The organism is Aminobacter niigataensis, from assembly GCF_946995915.1.
GTDB lineage: Bacteria > Pseudomonadota > Alphaproteobacteria > Rhizobiales > Rhizobiaceae > Aminobacter > Aminobacter niigataensis.
Genome location: NZ_OX341517.1, coordinates 2,839,611 through 2,858,969, shown reverse-complemented (window position 1 = coordinate 2,858,969; position 19,359 = coordinate 2,839,611). Strand labels below are relative to the sequence as shown.

Sequence of the window (19,359 nt, the reverse complement as noted above, 5' to 3'; positions counted from 1 at the left end):
CCAAGATATAGCCGGTCCAAACAATTCGACTTTGCAGCTCAAATCGTCTACGAATTTGCCAGCCTACCATTCATCAAAGCTGCCATTTCGATGACTGAAGACCATTTGGACCGCATCGACCGCAACATCATGTTCGCACTATCGCGCGACGGCCGCCTGTCGATGGCAGAGCTTGCCACAAAAGTCGGACTTTCCAAGACCCCGGTGCAGGCAAGGGTCAAGCGGCTGGAGAAAGATGGCTACATCAAGGGCTATCAGGCGGTGATCGACAGCGAGCGCATGGGCGAAGGCCACGTTGCCTTCGTCCAGGTCAAGTTGTCGGATACGCGTTCGGCCGCGCTCGACGATTTCAACCGCGCGGTGCACGCCGTGCGCGAAATCGAGCAGTGCCACATGATGGCGGCAAGCTTCGACTACCTGCTCAAGGTGCGCACCAAAGACATCGCCGCCTACCGGCGCGTGCTCGGCGAACGCATCTCCGCCCTGCCCCATGTTGCCCAGACGTCGACGTTTGTGGCGATGGAAACGGTCAAGGACCGCTGATCAGTCCGACAGTGTCTTGAGAAACGCCACCAAGGCGGCGCGCTCACGGTCGGAGAGCTGGAGCGGGTGGATTTCCGTCTCGCCTTCCACGCTCGCTTGAGCCCTAACGTAGTGGTCGACCACCTGCTCGAGCGTAGCGAACTGGCCGGCATGCATGTAGGGCGGCCGATCCGCCACGCCGCGCAGCGAAGGCGTCTTGTAGGCTCGGACCAGTTCCGGCGAGCTCTTCTGCATGAAGCGCAGTTCGCCGCACGCCTCCTCGCCGCCGTCGCGGAATTTTCCAAGGCAATTGAAGGGATCGGCCCGCACCTCGTCGACGACCGCGATGCGGCCCCGGTCGACGGGCAGGCCCGCGACGGGAGGAACGCCCGTATTGTGGAAGTGGTTGTCGGTGAAACGCGGCCCGGTGTGGCATGTCGAGCAATTGGCCTTGCCGATGAACAGTCGCAGGCCGGCCTCCTCTTCCTCGGAGAGCACTGCATCGCCTGCCGGTGCGGTGCCCTTGGCAAGAGCATCGGCGAACCGGTCGAAGCGCGTCGGCGCATGGACCAGCGAGCGTTCGAATGCCGCCATCGCTTTGCCGATGTCGGCGAAGACAAGATCGACGCCATCGCGCTGCTGAACCGTCATCGCCCTCCACGCCGCCTGCTCCGCCGGCGTGCCGAACGGCCCGGCGCTTGTGGGCAGCCCGTCGAGGTCAGGCAAAGGCCGAAAGATCCGCTCGTAACGCTCGCCAAAGCGACGCTTGATGTAATGCGCATAAGAGGTGCGTGTACCGGCGTGCTCCAACGGATTCTCGAGCGGCACCAACGCCTGCGACCACAGGCTGTCGCGGCGGCCGTCCCAGAAGAAGAATGGATCGCGCGCCACGCCCGCCAGCGGCATCGTGCGCCGATTGGTCTGCGCCACGCCGATGCCGCGCGGCAGATCGTCCTGGAACTGGCGGTTGATCTTGTGGCAGGTGCCGCAGGCCACATTGCCGTCGCGGCTCATCCCGGTGTCGAAGAACAGCGTGGCGCCAAGGGCCGCGGCTCCGGGATTGTCGGCAAAACGGTTGGTGGGGTCCGCGGGCAGAGGCGCCAAAGCCGAAAGCGCCATCGACGCTATCGTGCGCTTTTCCGCGTCGGTGAAATCGGCATCGCTGCAGCCCGCCATCGCAGCAGCAAGCGCTGCTGCCGCAATGAGTTTGGTGAGCAGCCGGCCCTTCATCGCCTCACAGCACAAGGTTGAACGTGGCTTCGTCGGCCCCAACTGGCGCCGTGATGCCGAACTTCAGCTGCCACCAGCCGGTCATAGAAAACTTCATGCCCTCGATGCGGTAGCGGCCATCGCCGAGATAGGCTGTCGCCTCGGGGCTGGTCGGCAGGCCATGGGCATGTTCGGGCATGCCGCCGCCGATGGTGAAGCTGGCATTGTCGACCGGAGTGCCCTGCCGCGTCGTCACCGTTACGATCCATGAATGCAGGTCGCCCTGCCTCGGTTCACTGGTTTCCGGGGCGATCGCGACCGAATAGAGCCCCTTAACGGAGGTCTTCGCCCGTGCAAGGTCCGGCCCCGGTGCCGCCGGCGCGGTCAGGAAGACGACCGCCAGAAACCCAACGGCCAGCGCCACAAGGCCGAATGCCCCGACTACCATGCGCCCTGTCGAACCCATCTGCCCTCCGCACCTTTGCTGTCAACGATTGCGGTCAGCCGATCCGTCCCAGGCCGCCGATTCACAGGCCGCAACATGGCGCAGTCGCGGGCGGAATACCATTCAGGAAGCGACGGAGAGACAGCTGCGGCCTACACCCAACAAAACGCAACTGAAACAATGGCTTGTTTGTCTTTCCCGACTCAATTCCTCAGAAATCTTGGCAAAGAAAACGCGCGGACATGCCGCGCGTTTTCGATGAAGCTGGATCAAGCCTTAAAGCCCGAGGCCGCCGATGCAGACATATTTGGTATCGAGATAGTCCTCGATGCCCTGATGTCCACCTTCGCGGCCCAGGCCCGATTCCTTGACGCCGCCGAACGGCGCCTCGGGCGTGGTGATCAGGCCCTCGTTGACGCCGACCATGCCGTATTTCAGCCCTTCCATCACCCTGAAGGCGCGGCCGAGATTGCCGGTATAGAAGTAGCTTGCCAGGCCGAACTCTGTGTTGTTGGCGAGTTCGATGGCCTCCTCCTCGGTCTCGAAGCGGAAGACGGGCGCCACGGGGCCGAAAATCTCCTCCTTCATGAACTTCATCTCGGTCGTCGCATTGGCAATCACCGTCGGCTCGAAGAACGAGCCACCGAGCGCATGTCGCTTGCCGCCGGCAACCACCTTGCCGCCCTTGGCGGTGGCGTCGGAGATGAATTCCTCGACCTTTTCGACCGCCTTTACGTCGATCAGCGGGCCCTGCTGCACGCCTTCGTCGAGGCCCGAGCCGACCTTCAGCTTGCTGGAAGCCGCTGCGAACTTCTCGACGAACTTGTCATAGATGCCGGCCTGCACGAAGAAGCGGTTGGTGCAGACGCAGGTCTGGCCCGAATTACGGTATTTTGCCGTGATTGAGCCCTCGACCGCACGGTCGAGGTCGGCGTCGTCGAAGACGAGGAACGGCGCATTGCCGCCGAGTTCCATCGACACCTTCTTGACCGTCGCGGCCGACTTTTCGATCAGCAACTTGCCGACCTCGGTCGAGCCGGTGAAGGTGATCTTCTTGACCAGCGGATTGGCGCATATCTCGTCGCCTATCTCGCCAGCCGAGCCGGTCAGAACGTTGACCACGCCCTTGGGAAAGCCGACCTCCTCGCACAGCGCGCCCCAGGCAAGACCCGAATAGGGCGTCTGCGACGCCGGCTTGACGACTGCCGTGCAACCGGCGGCAAGCGCCGGTCCGAGCTTGCGCGACAGCATCGACGACGGGAAGTTCCACGGCGTGATCGCCGCGATGACGCCCACCGGCTCCTTGGTGACGAGGATGCGCCGGTCGGCCCAGGGCGACGGCACCACGTCGCCATAGGTCCGGCGCGCCTCCTCCGCGAACCACAGCACATAGGCCGCCGACGAGCCAACCTCGCCGCGGGATTCGGTCAGCGATTTGCCCTGCTCGATGGTCAGCAGTTCGGCGAGCGAATCCTGATTGTCCATGATGGCGTCGTGCAGCTTGCGCAGCAGCTTCGAGCGCTCGAGCGCCGAGGTCTTGCGATAGGTTTTGAAGGCTTCGTTGGCCGCCTCGATGGCGCGACGGGTTTCCGCAGCCCCGGATCTCGGCACGGTGCCGATCTTCAGCCCCGTTGCCGGGTTGATGACGTCAATGGTCTTGCCGGAATCGGCCTGCACCCATTCGCCATTGATGAGATTGGCCTGCCGCATGAACTGACTGGCTTTCTGGAGCATGGCTCACCTCCTGATATGGCGCCGGTGGGACGCGGGAAGCGTCCGCCTTCGGATCGGCCAATGCCCGGCGCGCTTGTGCGAAAATTAGTAGCGCGCCGAAAGCCAGGCGATCAACCACATTATGGCATGGACATGCTGGTCCAGCCTCAATCGAATGTCCCGCCCTCAGCCGAACACCATCGTTGCAATCGTCAGCCAGAAAGCGGTCGTCACCACGGCGCAGGCGGTCGCGATGGTCATCTGGTTGGATGCGAGTGCCTGGCCGGTGCCGAACTGCGTGGCGATGAGATAGGAATTGACGCCCGAGGGCAGGCTCGCCGCCGCGACCGCCACCTTGGCCGACAATGGCGGCAGCCCGAACAGCCATGCAAAGGCGAGCGCAACCGCCGGCATCAGCATCAATTTGAGCACCGACAATGCCAGCGCCGGCTTGATGTTGCCGGAAATGCCGAACTTCCTGAGCCCGAGCCCCATCGCAAACAGCGCGACCGGCCCTGCGATATTGGCCAGTGCATCGACGAAGCGGATCGCGAGCGAGGGCAGCGGGAAGCCAGTCGCACGCCAGGCAAGGCCGGCCAGAATGCCGATGATCAACGGGTTGGTGAACATCTTGCGCAGGAAATCGCGGACGATGGCGAGCGGATGCACCGGCTCGTTGCGCCTGGGACCGAACATCTCGAAAAGAATGATCGAGGCCATCATCATGGTCGGCAAATGCACCGAGACGATCAGCGAAAGGATCTCGAACCCTTGCTGGCCGAAAACGCCAAGCATGAACGGAATGCCGAGCAACACCAGGTTGGAAAAGGCCGATGAGACGCCGCCGACCACGCCCGCCTGTCCGTCGCGGCCGAACAAACGGGTTGTCGCCAGATGGCCGGCGGTCCAGGCCACCGCAACGGCAATGAAATAGGTCGCCCACAGCGCCCACGGCGCCGAGCCATGGAAGTTCGCACCGATCATGGTGCGGAACAGCAAAAGCGGCAGAGCCACGCCGATGGCGAATTCGGAAAGCGCATCGCCGGTTTCAGTTCGCAGGTAGCCGGTCACGCCTGAGATATATCCCAAGGCCACGAGGCCGAAGACGAAGAGTACTGTTTCAGCAAGCGGTGACATCGGCACTCTGGCGAATTCGGGAATCGGCTTGTCAAAGCATTGCTCCCTGACCGGCTCCGATCAAGCTCCCATGCGGCGAGATGAAGCTCTCACCAGCATTTGGCATCGCCTTGCCTTTCATTCGGCTTTGGCATCCCTATATCCGCGTCGCCTGTTCGGGATCATTCATGCTTAGAATTGCCATTGCGGTCATGTTTTTGTTCGGCGCGCTGCCTGCCCACGCCACCGAAGCCGGCTGGGCATTGCTGCGCAACGGCGGCCATGTCGTGCTGCTGCGCAATGCGATGACCACCGGCACTGTCGAACCGCCAAACTTCGACATCGAAAAATGTGCGACCCAGCTCAATCTGTCCGACCGCGGTCGCCAGCAGGCGCGCAAGATCGGCGCATTGTTCGCCGCCCGCGCTGCCCCTGTCGAAAAGGTTCTGGCCAGCCGATTCTGCCGGACGCTGGAAACCGCCCGCCTCGCCTTTAATGACCAGGTGGTTGAACCGCTGGCCGCGCTCGACAAACCCACCGAGGCAACCGCGGAGGTCGATGTCGCCGCAATCCTGGAGATAATCCGCAACTATTCCGGCTCGGACAATCTCGTGCTCGTGACCCACCTGGAGAACATCCAGGCACTGACCGGAGCGGCGGCGCGCGAGGGCGAAGCGCTGATCGTCGGCCTGCAAGGAGAAAGGCTGCATGTGCTCGGCCGCATCGTCTTTTAGTGGCGCGCCACCCTTGCTTGCCCCGACCTACCCAGCCGGTTGCGTCAACCAAGCCGCAGGATTGGGCCTTTTCCTGCCCGGAAAAACCGATTAGACAGCCCCTCAAAACTATGCGCGCAGAATCTGTCCCGGATTCATGACCGCCCTCATCAAAGGAAAAAACGTGTCCACGACATTCGAGAAAGTCGCCAAGATCATTGCCGAAACCAGCGAGATCGACATCGACACCATCACGCCCGAGAGCCACACCATTGACGATCTGGGCATCGACAGCCTCGACTTCCTCGACATCGTCTTTGCCATCGACAAGGAATTCGGCATCAAGGTGCCGCTCGAGAAGTGGACGCAGGAAGTCAACGACGGCAAGGCTTCGACCGACGAGTACTTCGTCATGAAGAACCTCTGCGCCAAGATCGACGCACTCGTCGCCGCCAAGAACGCCTGAGCACGCTGAAGCCACCCATGGTCAACCGCGACGTCGTCATATCAGGCATCGGCCTTGTCTCCTCGCTCGGAGAAGGCGGCGATGCCCATTGGGACAAGATGACCGCGCCCGGCGTGGCACCGGTCACCGACGCCGAGCGCTTTCATCCCTATATCGTGCATCCCCTGCCCGAGATCGATTGGGGCCTGCAGATCGCCAAGCGCGGCGACCAGCGGCAGATGGAAACCTGGCAGCGGCTTGGCACCTATACGGCGGGCATGGCGCTCGACGATGCCGGCATCAAGGGCAATGAAGACCTCACCGCGACCATGGACATGGTTGTGGCCGCCGGCGGCGGCGAGCGCGACGAAGCGGTCGACGCCGGCGTGCTGGCGGCATCCGAAAACCGCACCGACCGCGACGTGCTTCTCAATGAGAAGCTGACCACGGAACTCAGGCCTACGCTTTTCCTGGCCCAGCTTTCCAATCTGCTCGCCGGCAATATCTCGATCGTCCACAAGGTCACGGGCTCTTCGCGCACTTTCATGGGCGAAGAAGGCGCAGGCGTTGCCGCCATCGAGACCGCAGCGGCCCGCATCCGGTCGGGACAGTCGACGCATGTGCTGGTCGGCGGCTCGTTCCAGACCGAGCACCCCGACATGCTGCTCGGCTACGAACTCGGGCGCTATCTGCACCGCGGGCCCTGGAAGCCCGTCTGGCAAAGGCAGGGCTCGGAAGGTGGGGGCGTGGTCACCGGCTCTGGCGGCGCTTTCCTCGTGCTGGAAGCGCGCGAACATGCCGAAGCCCGCGGCCAGAAGATCTACGCCCAGCTCGGCCCGGTCGTTTCGGGTCGGACCAGGCGTCGCAATGGCGGGCTCGAAGCAGGCATTGCTGAGCTGATTTCCAGGACTGAACTGCCCGGCGGCGAGCTGCTGGCAATTTCTGGCGCCTCGGGCGCGCATGCCGCCACAGCCGCCGAAAAGGCGGCATTGGAAGCCAACCCTGCGATTGCAGCCCGCGCCCTTTCGTCGCTCACCGGGCACATGAAGGAAGCGCAGTTCCCGTTCGCAGTGGCGCTTGCCGCGCTCGCCGTCAGCCGCGGCGCCGGCTATCCGGCCTTCGAGGCCGGCGAGAAGGCATTCGCCGGAAAGCCCGCATCAGTGCTGGCAACTGCGGTCGGCTATCACCAATTCGAAGGCATGGCGCTCGTTTCCGCGCCGCGCTGAAGGGTGTCAGGACAAAACATGGCCAATCTGAAGGATCATCTCGGCAGACCCGTCGTCGCCGTCACCGGCATCGGTGTCGTCACCTCGCTTGGCGTCGGCAAGGCCGAAAACTGGGCGGCGCTGACATCGGGCAAGTCGGGCATCCACCCGATCACCCGCTTCCCGGTCGCTCTCCTCAACACCCAAATTTCGGGCATGATCGACTTCCTGCCGTCGAGCACCAAGGGTTCCAGTGCCCTCACCTATGAACTGGCGGAGACGGCCGCCAAGGAAGCCGTGGCCGAGGCTGGGCTGGACACTGGGGATTTCGATGGCCCGCTGTTCCTTGCCTCCCCCCCGGTCGAGCTCGACTGGGCCGACCGCCTCGCGCTTTATGCCGGCGACAAGGAAGGCTCCGGCTACGAGCGCCTGCTCAAGGTGGCGCGCAACCAGAACTCGCTCGACATGTTCGAAACCGCGCAGTTCGGCTCTATCGCCGACCGTCTTGCCGACCTGTTCGGCACGCGTGGCCTGCCGATCACGCTCTCGACCGCCTGCGCGTCGGGTGCCACCGCGATCCAGCTCGGCGTCGAGGCCATCCGCCGCGGCGAATGCGACCGCGCTCTGTCGATCGGCGCCGACGGCTCCGCAACCGCCGAGGCGCTGATCCGCTTTTCGCTGCTTTCGGCGCTTTCAACCAACAACGAGGTGCCGGCAAAAGCCTCCAAGCCATTCTCCAAGGACCGCGACGGCTTCGTGCTGGCGGAAGGCTCCGCAGCGCTGGTGCTGGAATCGCTCGAAAGCGCGCTCGCCCGCGGAGCGGAAGTCCTCGGCATCCTGCGCGGCTGCGGCGAAAAGTCGGACGACTTCCACCGTACCCGCTCCAAGCCGGACGGTTCGCCCGCCATCGGCGCGGTCAAGGCCGCCCTCGCCGACGCAGGCCTCCGCGAAGACGAGATCGACTACGTCAACGCCCATGGCACGTCGACGCCTGAAAACGACAAGATGGAACACCTGTCGCTGTCGACTGTGTTCGGCGAACGCATCCGCAAGATTCCCGTCTCTTCCAACAAGTCGATGATCGGTCACACGCTGTCGGCAGCAGGGGCCATCGAAGCGGCATTCTCGCTGATGACCATGCGCGAGGGCGTCATTCCACCGACCATCAACTACGACAATCCCGATCCTTCGATCGAGCTCGACGTGGTGCCGAATGTGAAGCGGAAGGCCGAAGTTCGCACCGTGCTTTCCAACTCCTTCGGCTTCGGCGGCCAGAACACCTGCCTTGTCATGGCGCGGGAACCGGTCTAAGCGACCGTCTCAACGTTCCAGAGACAAGGATTTAGCGACATCATGCGCGCATTGCAGCTCGTCGAGGACCGCCGGCTCGAGCAGGTGGACATCGCTCCGCCGCCGCCACCCGGCCTCGGCGAAGTCACGCTCCGCATCAAGGCCGTGGCCCTCAACCACATCGACGTATGGGGCTGGCGCGGCATGGCCTTTGCCAAGCGCAAGATGCCGCTGGTCATCGGCGCCGAAGCCTCGGGCGAGGTCGATGAGGTCGGCCCCGGCGTCACCGGCCTCGCACCCGGCCAGTTGGTCTCGATCTACGGTGCCCGCACCTGCGGCCTGTGCCGCCCGTGCCGCGAGGGTCGTGACAATCTCTGCGAGCACGTCTCGGGCGTGCACGGCTTCCACCTCGACGGCTTTGCCCAGGAAAAGATTAACCTGCCGGCACGACTGCTCGTCCCCGCCCCTCCCGGCGTCGACGCCACTGGTGCTGCAGTCGCCCCGGTCACCTTTGGTACCGTCGAGCACATGCTGTTCGACAACGCCAAGCTCGAACCGGGCGAGACGATCCTGATCCACGCCGGCGGCTCGGGCATCGGCTCGGCAGCGATCCAGCTAGCCAAGAAGATGGGCTGCACCGTCATCACCACTGTCGGCTCGAACGACAAGATCGAGAAGGCCAAGGCCCTCGGTGCCGATCATGTCATCAACTACCGCGAAGACCGTTTCGAAGGCGTGGTGCGCAAGCTGACCAGGAAGAAGGGCGTCGACGTTGTCTTCGAGCACGTCGGCAAGGACACCTGGGCTGGCTCGATGTTCAGCCTGAAGCGTGGCGGCCGCCTCGTTACCTGCGGCTCGACATCAGGCGTTTCCACCGACATGAACCTGATGATGCTGTTCCAGCAACAGCTGAAGATCCTTGGCTCCTTCGGCTGCCGCATGGAAAACATGGCCGACGCCATGCAGAAGATGGCCGCCGGCCTCGTCAAGCCGATCATCGACACCGAGGTCGACTTCACCTCCATCGACACCGCACTGAAGCGGATGGAAGGTCGTGACGTGTTCGGCAAGATCATCCTCCGTATCGACTGAGGGTTTGCCGGAGTTGCCCCGCAAGAAGGCCAGCAAGATACCCAACCCCACGGTCGTTCGGATCATGGGGCGGCTGCGCATGCTGAACTACTGGCTGGTCGCACAGGTGGCTCTCGTGGTACTCAAGCTGCTTCGTCTCTTTCCGGTCGACAAGGCGCTGAACTTCGCCGACCGCGCGGCACGTACCGTCGGCCCGTGGTTCGGCCGCCATCGGGTTGCCCTCTCCAACCTGCGCAATGCCTACCCGGAAAAGAGCGAAGCCGAGATCGAAGCCATCGCCCTCGACATGTGGGGCAATATGGGCCGGCTCGGCGCGGAGTACATCTTCCTCGAGCAAATCTTCGATTTCGATCCCAAGGCAAGCACGCCCGGCCGCATCGAAGTGGCGGGCGACGAGCATTTCGCCGAGATCGCCGGCGAGGAAAAGCCGCATATCCTCTTCACCGCACATCTCGGCAATTTCGAGCTTTTGCCGATTGCCGCCGCGACCTTCGGCATGAAGATCACGGCGCTGTTCAGGCCTCCGAACAATCCCTATCTCGCCGAGTACATCCTCTCGACACGCACGTCGAACATGGGCGACCTGCTGGCCTCACAGCGCGGCGCATCATTTGCGCTGGCAGGCATCCTCGACCGCGGCGGCAACGTTGGGGTGCTTGTCGACCAGAAGTTCAACCGCGGCCTGCGGACGACCTTCTTTGGTCGCGAATGCGAAACCAACCCGGTACTCGCCATGCTCGCGCGCCACTACGAGTGCGACGTCTATCCCGCCCATTGCGTCCGGCTTCCGGGCAACCGCTACCGCCTGTCCGTCGAGGAAAAGCTGACGCTGCCGCGCCGCGCCGACGGCGCGGTCGACGTCCAGGCGACCACCCAGATGCTCAACGACACCGTCGAACGCTGGATTCGCGAGGATCCAGGGCAGTGGATGTGGTTCCACAAGCGCTGGACGCTTTCCAAGGGAAAGCGCCGGAAGGCCAACAAGACCGACAAGCTGGCTGCCGATTCCTGAGCCTCTCCGACGCGCTACCCGCCGTAATAGTTCATGACGGCGTGACGAGCCTCGGCGAAGAAAAGCCAGCGTTCAACGACCAGGCCGAACGCATAGAACCCAACGGCAAGCACCGATGCGACGCTGGCCCCGGCGCCCGCGCCTGAGAGCATCGCGACCACCAGCAGCAACACTGGCACGACGCCGCCGGCAATCATCGCCATTTTCGACAGCTTCAGCGCGTGCTTGCGGGCGACCTTGAAGCCCATTTCACGCGTCAGGTAGTTGTCGTTGATATGCGGCCGCTCGAACAGCCGAACGTGGCCGATATTGCCGAGCCCGGTGGCACTCTCGGGCGTCGACAGGGGCACGAGTGTCTGCAAGCGTGTCCACCATTGGTGCTTGGCAATCCACGCCGCCACGACAGACAGAGCCGCGATTGCGGCGCAAACCGTGCCGCCCGTGCCGGATGAGTACCCGGCGACGGCTGCAAGCAGGAAGCCGCCTGCGGCGGCGAACAACAGGTAGCAAAGCGGTGTAAGCCCGGTGTTCCAGGCCTGGATCGAGCGCAGCGAGGCATAGATCATTGCCGTGCAGTAGACGGTGATGCCACACATGGCCGTGCCGATGAGACCGGCAACCGGAAGGTACCGCCCCTCGACAACCGAGAACCAGGCGGAAATCGTCAGGGGCACGAAGGTCAGTATTGCCATCACGCCTTCGCGCGACAGCCAGCTCGACTGCCATTGCGACAGCGCCCGCCAGGCGCGCTGCGGATTGCCGAGATGCAGGGTCGACGACAGCAGCCCGCCGGCAATCATCGCCAGCGCAGCCAGATGCGCGATCTTCACCGACAGGGTTGAAGCGTCGAGCAGGCCGAGACCCAGCACCGCCGCCAGGCCGTAGCCGAGCCCGGAAAGCGTGGTGAACAGGATGATGGAAGGTGCGGGATGCATATTTCAGATTCGGTCCAGCATGCCGTCGAGCCAGGCGAAAAAGCCCTTGGCGCCGTCGGTGTTTTCAGCGAGCACCGCCGAACCGGCACTTGCGGCGAGTGGCTTGCGTGCACGCGGCGGCAGATATTTGTTGGTCGGGCGTGTGCCCTGTTCCGGCATCAGGTCGTAGCCGCCACGTTCGGCCACCATGCGGGAGACATCCGAAGTGGGATCGCCGAGATCGCCATAATGCCGGGCATTGGCCGGGCATGTGCGCACGCAGGACGGCACCCGGTCGATCTCTTTCAGCGTCTCATTGTAGACGCGGTCGACGCACAGCGTGCACTTCTTCATCACCCCTGCGGCGAGGTCCATTTCGCGCGCGCCATAGGCGCAGGACCAGGCACACAGCCCACAGCCGATGCATTTGCTCTCGTCGACCAGAACGATGCCGTCTTCGGCGCGCTTGTAGGAGGCACCCGTCGGGCACACGGTGACGCAAGGCGCGTCCTCGCAATGCAGGCAGGATTTTGGGAAATGCACGATGCGCGCTTCGCCCGCCTCGCCGATCACCTGCCCGCCCTCCGGCAGGACCTCGAAGGTGTGGATGCGGTTGAGGAAGGTACCAGAGACATCAGCACCATAGGGGTCCTGATCCGACAATGCGGCGCCATAGCCGCCAGTATTCCATTCCTTGCAGCTGATGACGCAGGCATGGCAGCCGACACAGACATCGAGGTCGATGACGAGCCCGAGTTTTCTGGGCGTTGGCGACGAGGGCAGCAGGGTCATATTGCCCACTCCTGGCCGTAGCGGAGTTCTTCCGCTTGCGCGCGCTCCGGTGCTACCGCACCAAAATGCGGTTCGCTGACCTCGGCTCGCTCGGCCTTCTCGATCCGAACCCTGAGGTCGTACCAGGCCGCCTGGCCGGTGATCGGATCGGAGTTCGACCAACGCATACCGTCGCCCTTCGGCGGTAGAAGTTCGTGGATCAAGTGGTTCATCAGGAAGCCTTTTTTGGCTTCGGGTGCATCCTTGTCGAGCGCCCAGGCGCCTTCGCGCTTGCCGATCGCGTTCCAGGTCCAGATCGTGCTCGAATTGACCGCTTCCATGCGCGCGACCTCGACCTTGATCCGGCCGTGATGCGAGATCACCCAGACCCAGTCGCCGTCGACGAGACCGATCTCATCGCAGACTGGTCCCGGCACGTAGAGCGGGTTCTTGGTATGGATCTGCCTGAGCCAGGCGTTCATCGAGCCCCAGGAATGGTACATCGCCGCTGGCCGCTGGGTAATGGCGTGGTAGGGATATTCCTCGCGGCTGACGGCAGCCTCCTCGAACGGCCGGTACCACACCGGCAAAGGATCGAAGGCGGCGAGGATGCGCTCGCGATGGGTCTCGGGTGCCACCGGCTCGCGCAAGCCCTCAGCCGACAGCCGGAACTTCTGCAGCGTTTCCTGGTAGAGCTGGAAGGTCACCGGCTTGGGCTCGTCGAAGAAGCCCATGCGAACGGCGAAATCCTGGTAGGCCTTGTTGGCATGCTTGAAGAACTGGGCTTCGAGCGGGATGTGCACTGAGAAGAACGAGCCGTTCTCGATATAGCGATTGAGTTGCTCCGGATTGATCGCCCCTCGCCCGGTGCGGTCGCCATTGCTGCCACGGAAGCCCGCCAGCGGGCCGATGCCGGGCCGCCGCTCGTGGCGCACGATATAGTCGGCGTAGTCCTTGTAGAGCGCCTTGCCACGGCTATCGACGAAGCCGGGCAGCCTGAGCCGCGCGCCGAGGTCGATCAGCACGCTCTGGAAGCCGCGCACGTCGCGATCTGGCTCGACCACCGGCCAGCGGATGGCGTCCTGCACGGCATCCGGTTCGGAAATCGGCCGATCGAGCAGCGAAATACAGTCATGTCGTTCGAGATAAGTCGTATCGGGCAGCACGAGGTCGGCGTAAGCCACCATCTCGGAGGAATAGGCATCCGAATAGATGATCTTCGGGATGCGGTATTCGCCTGTCTCAGGGTCCTTGTCCTCGAGCATCTTGATAACGCCGGCCGTGTTCATCGACGAGTTCCAGGCCATGTTGGCCATGTAGAGGAACATCAGGTCGATCGGGTACGGATCGCCGGCATGCGCATTGGCGATCACCATGTGCATCAGCCCGTGAGCCGAGATCGGCGCGTCCCATGAAAACGCCTTGTCGATGCGCATCGGCTTGCCTTCGGCGTCGAGCAACAGATCTTCCGGCCCCCGGGGAAAGCCGAGATGTGGGCCCGAAAGCGGCTTGTTGGAGCCGAAATGCTCGGCCTTGCCGTGCGGCGTCGGATGCGCTTCGATCGGCTTGGGATAGGGCGGCTCGAAACGGAAAGCGCCCGGGCAGTCGACGGCGCCGATCAGCACCTGCAGCATGTGCAGCGCGCGCGCCGTCTGGAAGCCGTTGGAGTGGGCCGAAAGCCCGCGCATGGCATGGAACGACACCGGCCGGCCGACAAACGCCTCGTGGCGCTCGCCATTCATGTCGGTCCAGGGCTGGTCGATGCTGATCGCCTCGTCGAAAGCGACCCGCGCGATCTCGGCCGCCAGTCCGCGGATGACATCGGCAGCAATGCCGGTCTCCTTGGCGACCGCTTCCGGCGCATATTGTGGATCGAGGTATTTTTCGGCGAGGAGCTGGAATGACGGCACGGCGAAGCGGCCATCCGGTAGCTCGACCCGGCCCGACAAGGCCGCCCGCGCGCCCCTTGTGCCCAGTGGCACGACGTGCTCGGTCACCGTTTCGAAGACCTGCGGCTTGCCGTTGTCGTCGCGGACGAAAAGCCCGTGTTCGGCGGTTCCCGGCGCGTCGAGTACCAGCCAGGTCGCATTGGAATAACGCACGATGTAGTCGACATCGATCTTCCGCGCCTTGAGCAGTTCGTGCACCACCGCAAGGATCAGCAGGCCATCGGTGCCGGGCCGGATACCGATCCAGTTGTCGGCGACGGCGGAATAGCCGGTTCGCACCGGATTGACCGAGACGAAACGCGCGCCGCGCTTCTTGAGCTTCGAGATGCCGATCTTGATCGGATTGGAATCGTGGTCCTCGGCGACACCGAACATGACGAAGAGCTTGGTCCGGTCCCAGTCGGGCGCACCGAATTCCCAAAACGCCCCGCCAATGGTCATGATGCCGGCCGCCGCCATGTTGACCGAGCAGAATCCGCCATGGGCGGCATAATTCGGCGTGCCGAACTGCTGCGCCCAGAACCCGGTCAGCGACTGCGACTGGTCGCGCCCGGTGAAGAAGGCGAGCTTCTTCGGATCGTCCTGCCGGACGCCGTCCAGCCAATCGGTGGCCAGAGCCAGGGCCTCGTCCCAGGAGATTTCCTTGAACTGACCCGAGCCGCGCGGCCCGGTCCTGAGCAGCGGCGCGCGCAGCCGCGCCGGCGCGTAGTGCTGCATGATTCCGGCCGAGCCCTTGGCGCAGAGCACGCCGCGATTGACCGGATGGTCGCGGTTGCCTTCGATGTAGCGGACCTTGCCGTCCTTGAGATGGACGTCGATGCCGCAGCGGCAGGCGCACATGTAGCATGTGGTCTTGCGGACCTCATCGGAGACGGGCTCCGAAAGCGCTACATGCGGTTCTGATTTCATTCGGCGGGCTCCCTAGGCAAGAGTCCTAGCGAGGCCAACACCGAAAGGAAATGCTTGAAAACGGCTCTCTACGGCAAAATTTGTCTATTTACTGATAGCAACTTAGTTCGAGCGCCTCATGTCGTGCTGCAAATGAAAAGGCCGGGGAGCCCCCACTCCCCGGCCGTCGCAGGCCCGTCTCTGCGAAATGGGGTCTAGAAGAACAGATAGCTCGACCGCTGCGTATCCATCGTCGCGCCATTGCGGTCCTCGTCCAGCAGCGTATCGGCACCGAATGTGGCGCGGATGCCAAGAACCAGCTTGTGAATATTGACATCACTGGACGTGCTGAGGTGATCGAACTGGTAACGGCCAAACACTGTCCAGGGCGTGTTGTCAAAGCGGTAGTTGCCCTGCAGGGCAAGTGTTACCGTGTCACCTTCCGCACCCGGAAGATCGACCGACCGATAGCCGATTTCGCCATCAAACCGCAGATTTGGCTGCGCAAAGTAGCGCGCCACACCGCGAACGCCCCAGATGTCGGCGTGCTCGGAGAAGCCGGATTGGCGCAACTGGCCATAATAAGCCTGTCCATACAGGGTCACGTTGTCGAAATAGACCTGAGCTTCCGGGCCGACCGTGAAACTATAGAGATCTGTTGGTCCGGTATCGCCACCATAGCCATTGATAGTGGCAAAGGCGCCTACCGCGAAGCGGCTGGGATCGCGCCAGTAGGCATGCAACGCGCCGCCATAGCTGTTCGCGTCGCCTTCATCGATCCACAGCCCGTCGGCAAAGAGGTCGCCCTGGATGTTCCAGCGCGCATCGATCGGATAATTCAATCTTGCGGCACCGCCGGCAACCCAACCATCCAGGTTGCCGCCGTCAGCGTCGAGCCAAATCCCGCCGAGATAGGCTTCGACATGTCCGGACACGCGTGGGCCAGCGACAACTGGCTCCTCTACGATCGGCTGGACGACGTCTGCTGCGAATGCTGCTGAAGAAGTAAGCGCCAGGAAAACTGCCGCCAGAACCCGTTTCATGAAATCCCCTCGAAAGAAATTCCAGCCTGAGTTGCAGTCACATTAGCAGGCAGTCGAGAAAATGGGTATGATTTGCCGCCTTGCAAAGCACATTTCCGGCCTCTTGTGCGGCAAATCCGCAACATAAGCTACAGGCTGCTTGAAATGACAGCATCCTAATTGGTGACGACGATTCTCGTATTGCGCGCGCCAACTTCCTTGACCAAGGCGTAGAACCTGGCGGCGTTGGCTGTCTGCAATCGGACGCAGCCATGCGATGCCGGCCGGCCGAGCTGCCTGACCGCACCGGTGCCATGGATGGCATAGCCGCCATTGTAGAAAACCGAATAGGGCATCGGCGAGTTGTCATATTTCTGTGAGTACCAGATCCGGTGCAGGCGCTTGGGCCGCCAACTGCCGCGCGGCGTGACATACCCCCTGCGCGCCGTCGACACCGGCCATTGGTGGATCACCCGCCCGCCCATGCTGACCGTCATGGTCTGGCTCGAGACGTTGACCCTGGCGACAAGAACATCGGCCAGTGCCTGGGCCGGAAGTCCAGCAAGAGCCAAAGCGGCGGCAACGAAGAGCGCCTTGTACATCTGTCGTACACTCCCCTGTCCGGCAGTTTTTCTGCCTTGACGAAGATGGGAGCATGAAAAGTTGTACGGTTGGTAAATATACAACATGGGAGCGAGTGGCGCCCGAGACGGGCATCGCCAGGGGCGACGAAAACGCTCTTCGCCGGCTTCCAATGGCATGCCGCCAGCCCCTATCGCCACCCCGGTCTGGCCCAGTTGACTCGCCCATGCATGGGCATAGGCTCGCCCCTGCAGCTGGAGCGAGGTTCCATCGTGCTCCAGCCGGATAACGTGCGGCCGACATCGGACCGTCGCCCGGAGGATCTCGAAAATGCAATCATCCCAATATTTTAGCGGTATGAGCAGGCGCAACCTGCTGTCGTTGATCGGCCTGACAGCAGGCTCGGCCGCCATGTATCAGGCCATGACCAGCCTCGGGCTGGCCGTTGAATCCGGCTACAAGGGACCGGTCAAGCTGGAAGGCGATCCGAAGGGCGCCACCGTGCTCATCCTGGGCGCCGGCCTTGCCGGCATGACGGCCGCGCTCGAGCTTCGCCAGGCCGGATACAAGGTCAAGATCCTCGAATACAACAACAGGTCGGGCGGCCGTAACTGGACGCTGCGTGGCGGCGACAGCTACACCGAACTCGGCGGTGCGACGCAGAAATGCGAATTCGACGAAGGGCTCTACATCAATCCCGGACCGTGGCGTATCCCCTACCATCACAACGGGCTTCTGGCCTATTGCCGCCGCCTCGGCGTCACGCTGGAGCCGTTCCAGCAGCTCAATCACAACGCCTTCCTGCATTCGTCCAAGGCTTTTGGCGGCAAGCCGCAGCGCGTGCGCGACATCAAGATCGACTTCCAGGGCCACGTTTCGGAATTGCTGGCAAAGGTCGCCCATACCGGCAAGCTCGAAGGCGGCGTCACCAAGGAAGACCAGGAGATGCTGGTCGAGGCGCTGCGCTCGTGGGGGGCGCTCGACAAGGACTATGCCTATACCAAGAGCGTTGCGACCTCCGAATTCCGCGGCTTTGCCAAGGATCCCGGCGGCGGCCTCGGCGCGGCACCTGTGCCGAGCGATCCCATTGCGCTGACCGACATCCTGAGTTCGGGCCTGTGGGGCAGCCTCGCCAACTTCGCGCTCTACGAATTCCAGACGACCATGTTCCAGCCGGTCGGCGGCATCGACATGATCGGCAAGGCCTTCACCAAGGAGGTCGGCGATCTCATCACCTACAACGCCAAGGTCTCCAAGATCCATCAGGACGAAAAGGGCGTGACCGTAACCTACGAGGACGTGCAAAAACCCGGCACGACGGCCGAGGAAAAGGCCGACTGGTGCATCTGCACCATTCCGCTGACCATCCTCGCCCAGATCGAGATCAATGTCGGCGCACCGATGCAGGCAGCCATCGAGGCGGTGCCCTATGCCTCGTCGGTCAAGGTCGGCCTGCAGTTCAAGCGCCGCTTCTGGGAACAGGACGAACTGATCTTCGGCGGCGTCAGCTATACCGACCTGCCGATCACCCAGATCTCCTATCCGAGCACCAGCTTCAACACCAATGGCAAGGGCGTGCTGCTCGGCGCCTACACCTGGAACGGGCCGCACTCCTACGAGTTCACTTCGATGGCGCCCGAGGAGCGCGTCAAGCGTGCCGTCGAATACGGCACGATGATCCACCCGCAATACAAGGACGAGTTCGAGAACGGCATCTCGATGGCCTGGCACCGTTCGCCCTTCACGCTCGGCTGCGCCGGCGACTGGACCGAAGAAGCGCGCAAGGAGCACTACGACAACCTGTGCCAGATCGACGGGCGCATCGTGTTGGCCGGCGAGCATGCCTCCTACATCCCTGCGTGGATGGAGGGCGCGATCCTGTCGTCGCTCGATGCCATCACCAGGCTGCATCAACGTGTCGTCGCGGGATGACGGCCATGCCGTTCGTCCCTCACCCCTCGTTTTCGCAAGGCATGCCAATATGACCCAGCAACCCAAGCACTCCCTCGGCCTGGTGGCCGCAACCGCCCTCGTCACGGCTTTCTCTGCCACGGTGGCACTGGCAGATTCGGCGGGCGCCACATTCAGCGACGGGGACAACTTCTCCGAAAAGACCGGCCAGGAACTGTACGCCAATGTCTGCCAGGCCTGTCACATGGACCAGGGCCAGGGCGCGGTCGGCGCCGGCAAGTACCCGGCCCTCGCCAAGAACGTGAACCTGGAGGCCGGCGGCTACCCGGTCTTCGTCATCCTGCATGGCCTCAAAGGCATGCCTCCGGTCGGCAAGATGATGAGCGACGATCAGATCGCCGCGGTGGTCAACTATGTCAGGACCAATTTCGGCAACGACTACAAGGATGCGGTGACGGCCGAGGACGTTGCCGGCTCGCGCTGACACATCATCGCCAGAATCGACCCTTGATGATGCCTGTTCAACAGGTTGGAGCGATTCTCTGACCCGTCCAAGGCAG

At 63.0% G+C, this 19,359-nt stretch carries 18 protein-coding genes; 9 read left to right on the top strand and 9 right to left on the bottom strand.

Features of this window, described 5'->3' with window-relative positions:
* Positions 1-90 precede the first annotated feature (90 nt).
* Positions 91-543, top strand: coding sequence for an Lrp/AsnC ligand binding domain-containing protein (locus tag O1Y97_RS13870; RefSeq protein ID WP_108607844.1), 453 nt, complete (start codon positions 91-93; stop codon positions 541-543).
* Here O1Y97_RS13870 and O1Y97_RS13865 read toward each other — a convergent pair whose 3' ends face one another.
* The 4 genes from O1Y97_RS13865 to O1Y97_RS13850 all read right to left on the bottom strand — a co-directional run bounded on the left by O1Y97_RS13865 (position 544) and on the right by O1Y97_RS13850 (position 5,026).
* Positions 544-1,752 carry a cytochrome-c peroxidase gene (locus tag O1Y97_RS13865; RefSeq protein WP_318761402.1) on the bottom strand — a complete coding sequence of 403 codons (1,209 nt, stop codon included), beginning with the start codon at positions 1,750-1,752 and terminating at the stop codon, positions 544-546.
* 4 nt (positions 1,753-1,756) lie between these two features.
* On the bottom strand, positions 1,757-2,197 hold the full coding sequence (locus O1Y97_RS13860; protein WP_183260662.1) for a FixH family protein: 441 nt from the start codon (positions 2,195-2,197) through the stop codon (positions 1,757-1,759).
* 255 nt (positions 2,198-2,452) lie between these two features.
* A complete protein-coding gene (locus O1Y97_RS13855) occupies positions 2,453-3,910 on the bottom strand; it encodes an NAD-dependent succinate-semialdehyde dehydrogenase (RefSeq protein WP_183260660.1) in 1,458 nt (485 codons plus the stop codon).
* Positions 3,911-4,075: 165 nt separating this feature from the next.
* A complete protein-coding gene (locus O1Y97_RS13850) occupies positions 4,076-5,026 on the bottom strand; it encodes an AEC family transporter (protein ID WP_183260658.1) in 951 nt (316 codons plus the stop codon).
* A gap of 167 nt (positions 5,027-5,193) precedes the next feature.
* Here O1Y97_RS13850 and O1Y97_RS13845 point away from each other — a divergent pair, with 167 nt between their 5' ends.
* The 6 genes from O1Y97_RS13845 (at position 5,194) to O1Y97_RS13820 (ending at position 10,762) form a co-directional block, all read left to right on the top strand.
* Positions 5,194-5,739, top strand: coding sequence for a histidine phosphatase family protein (locus O1Y97_RS13845; protein WP_108609862.1), 546 nt, complete (start codon positions 5,194-5,196; stop codon positions 5,737-5,739).
* Between the two features lie 136 nt (positions 5,740-5,875).
* Positions 5,876-6,184, top strand: a complete 309-nt coding sequence (locus O1Y97_RS13840) for an acyl carrier protein (RefSeq protein ID WP_183260656.1) — start codon at positions 5,876-5,878, stop codon at positions 6,182-6,184.
* Between the two features lie 17 nt (positions 6,185-6,201).
* Positions 6,202-7,389, top strand: coding sequence for a beta-ketoacyl-ACP synthase (locus O1Y97_RS13835; RefSeq protein WP_318761401.1), 1,188 nt, complete (start codon positions 6,202-6,204; stop codon positions 7,387-7,389).
* An 18-nt stretch (positions 7,390-7,407) separates the two neighbouring features.
* On the top strand, positions 7,408-8,679 hold the full coding sequence (locus tag O1Y97_RS13830) for a beta-ketoacyl-ACP synthase (protein WP_318761400.1): 1,272 nt from the start codon (positions 7,408-7,410) through the stop codon (positions 8,677-8,679).
* A 42-nt stretch (positions 8,680-8,721) separates the two neighbouring features.
* The gene (locus O1Y97_RS13825) at positions 8,722-9,750 is read left to right on the top strand and encodes a zinc-binding dehydrogenase (RefSeq protein WP_318761399.1); all 1,029 of its coding nucleotides are present in this window, start codon (positions 8,722-8,724) and stop codon (positions 9,748-9,750) included.
* Positions 9,751-9,814: 64 nt separating this feature from the next.
* The gene (locus O1Y97_RS13820) at positions 9,815-10,762 is read left to right on the top strand and encodes a lipid A biosynthesis lauroyl acyltransferase (protein ID WP_318764211.1); all 948 of its coding nucleotides are present in this window, start codon (positions 9,815-9,817) and stop codon (positions 10,760-10,762) included.
* Between the two features lie 14 nt (positions 10,763-10,776).
* Here O1Y97_RS13820 and O1Y97_RS13815 read toward each other — a convergent pair whose 3' ends face one another.
* The 5 genes from O1Y97_RS13815 to O1Y97_RS13795 form a co-directional block, all read right to left on the bottom strand.
* Positions 10,777-11,697, bottom strand: a complete 921-nt coding sequence (locus O1Y97_RS13815) for a dimethyl sulfoxide reductase anchor subunit family protein (RefSeq protein WP_318761398.1) — start codon at positions 11,695-11,697, stop codon at positions 10,777-10,779.
* Between the two features lie 3 nt (positions 11,698-11,700).
* Complete coding sequence (locus O1Y97_RS13810; protein WP_108607836.1) at positions 11,701-12,468, bottom strand: 4Fe-4S dicluster domain-containing protein; 768 nt, start codon at positions 12,466-12,468, stop codon at positions 11,701-11,703.
* Positions 12,465-15,305 carry a molybdopterin oxidoreductase family protein gene (locus tag O1Y97_RS13805; RefSeq protein WP_318761397.1) on the bottom strand — a complete coding sequence of 947 codons (2,841 nt, stop codon included), beginning with the start codon at positions 15,303-15,305 and terminating at the stop codon, positions 12,465-12,467. The genes O1Y97_RS13810 and O1Y97_RS13805 overlap by 4 nt, the downstream gene beginning before the upstream one ends.
* A gap of 194 nt (positions 15,306-15,499) precedes the next feature.
* Positions 15,500-16,327, bottom strand: a complete 828-nt coding sequence (locus tag O1Y97_RS13800; RefSeq protein WP_318761396.1) for a hypothetical protein — start codon at positions 16,325-16,327, stop codon at positions 15,500-15,502.
* Between the two features lie 155 nt (positions 16,328-16,482).
* Complete coding sequence (locus tag O1Y97_RS13795; RefSeq protein WP_108607833.1) at positions 16,483-16,908, bottom strand: L,D-transpeptidase; 426 nt, start codon at positions 16,906-16,908, stop codon at positions 16,483-16,485.
* A gap of 310 nt (positions 16,909-17,218) precedes the next feature.
* Here O1Y97_RS13795 and O1Y97_RS13790 point away from each other — a divergent pair, with 310 nt between their 5' ends.
* Together O1Y97_RS13790 and O1Y97_RS13785 are read left to right on the top strand one after the other, a co-directional pair.
* Entirely contained in the window at positions 17,219-18,820 is a 1,602-nt protein-coding gene (locus O1Y97_RS13790) for a flavin monoamine oxidase family protein (RefSeq protein WP_246389396.1), read from the top strand.
* Between the two features lie 49 nt (positions 18,821-18,869).
* On the top strand, positions 18,870-19,283 hold the full coding sequence (locus O1Y97_RS13785; RefSeq protein WP_318761395.1) for a c-type cytochrome: 414 nt from the start codon (positions 18,870-18,872) through the stop codon (positions 19,281-19,283).
* Positions 19,284-19,359: the final 76 nt, after the last annotated feature.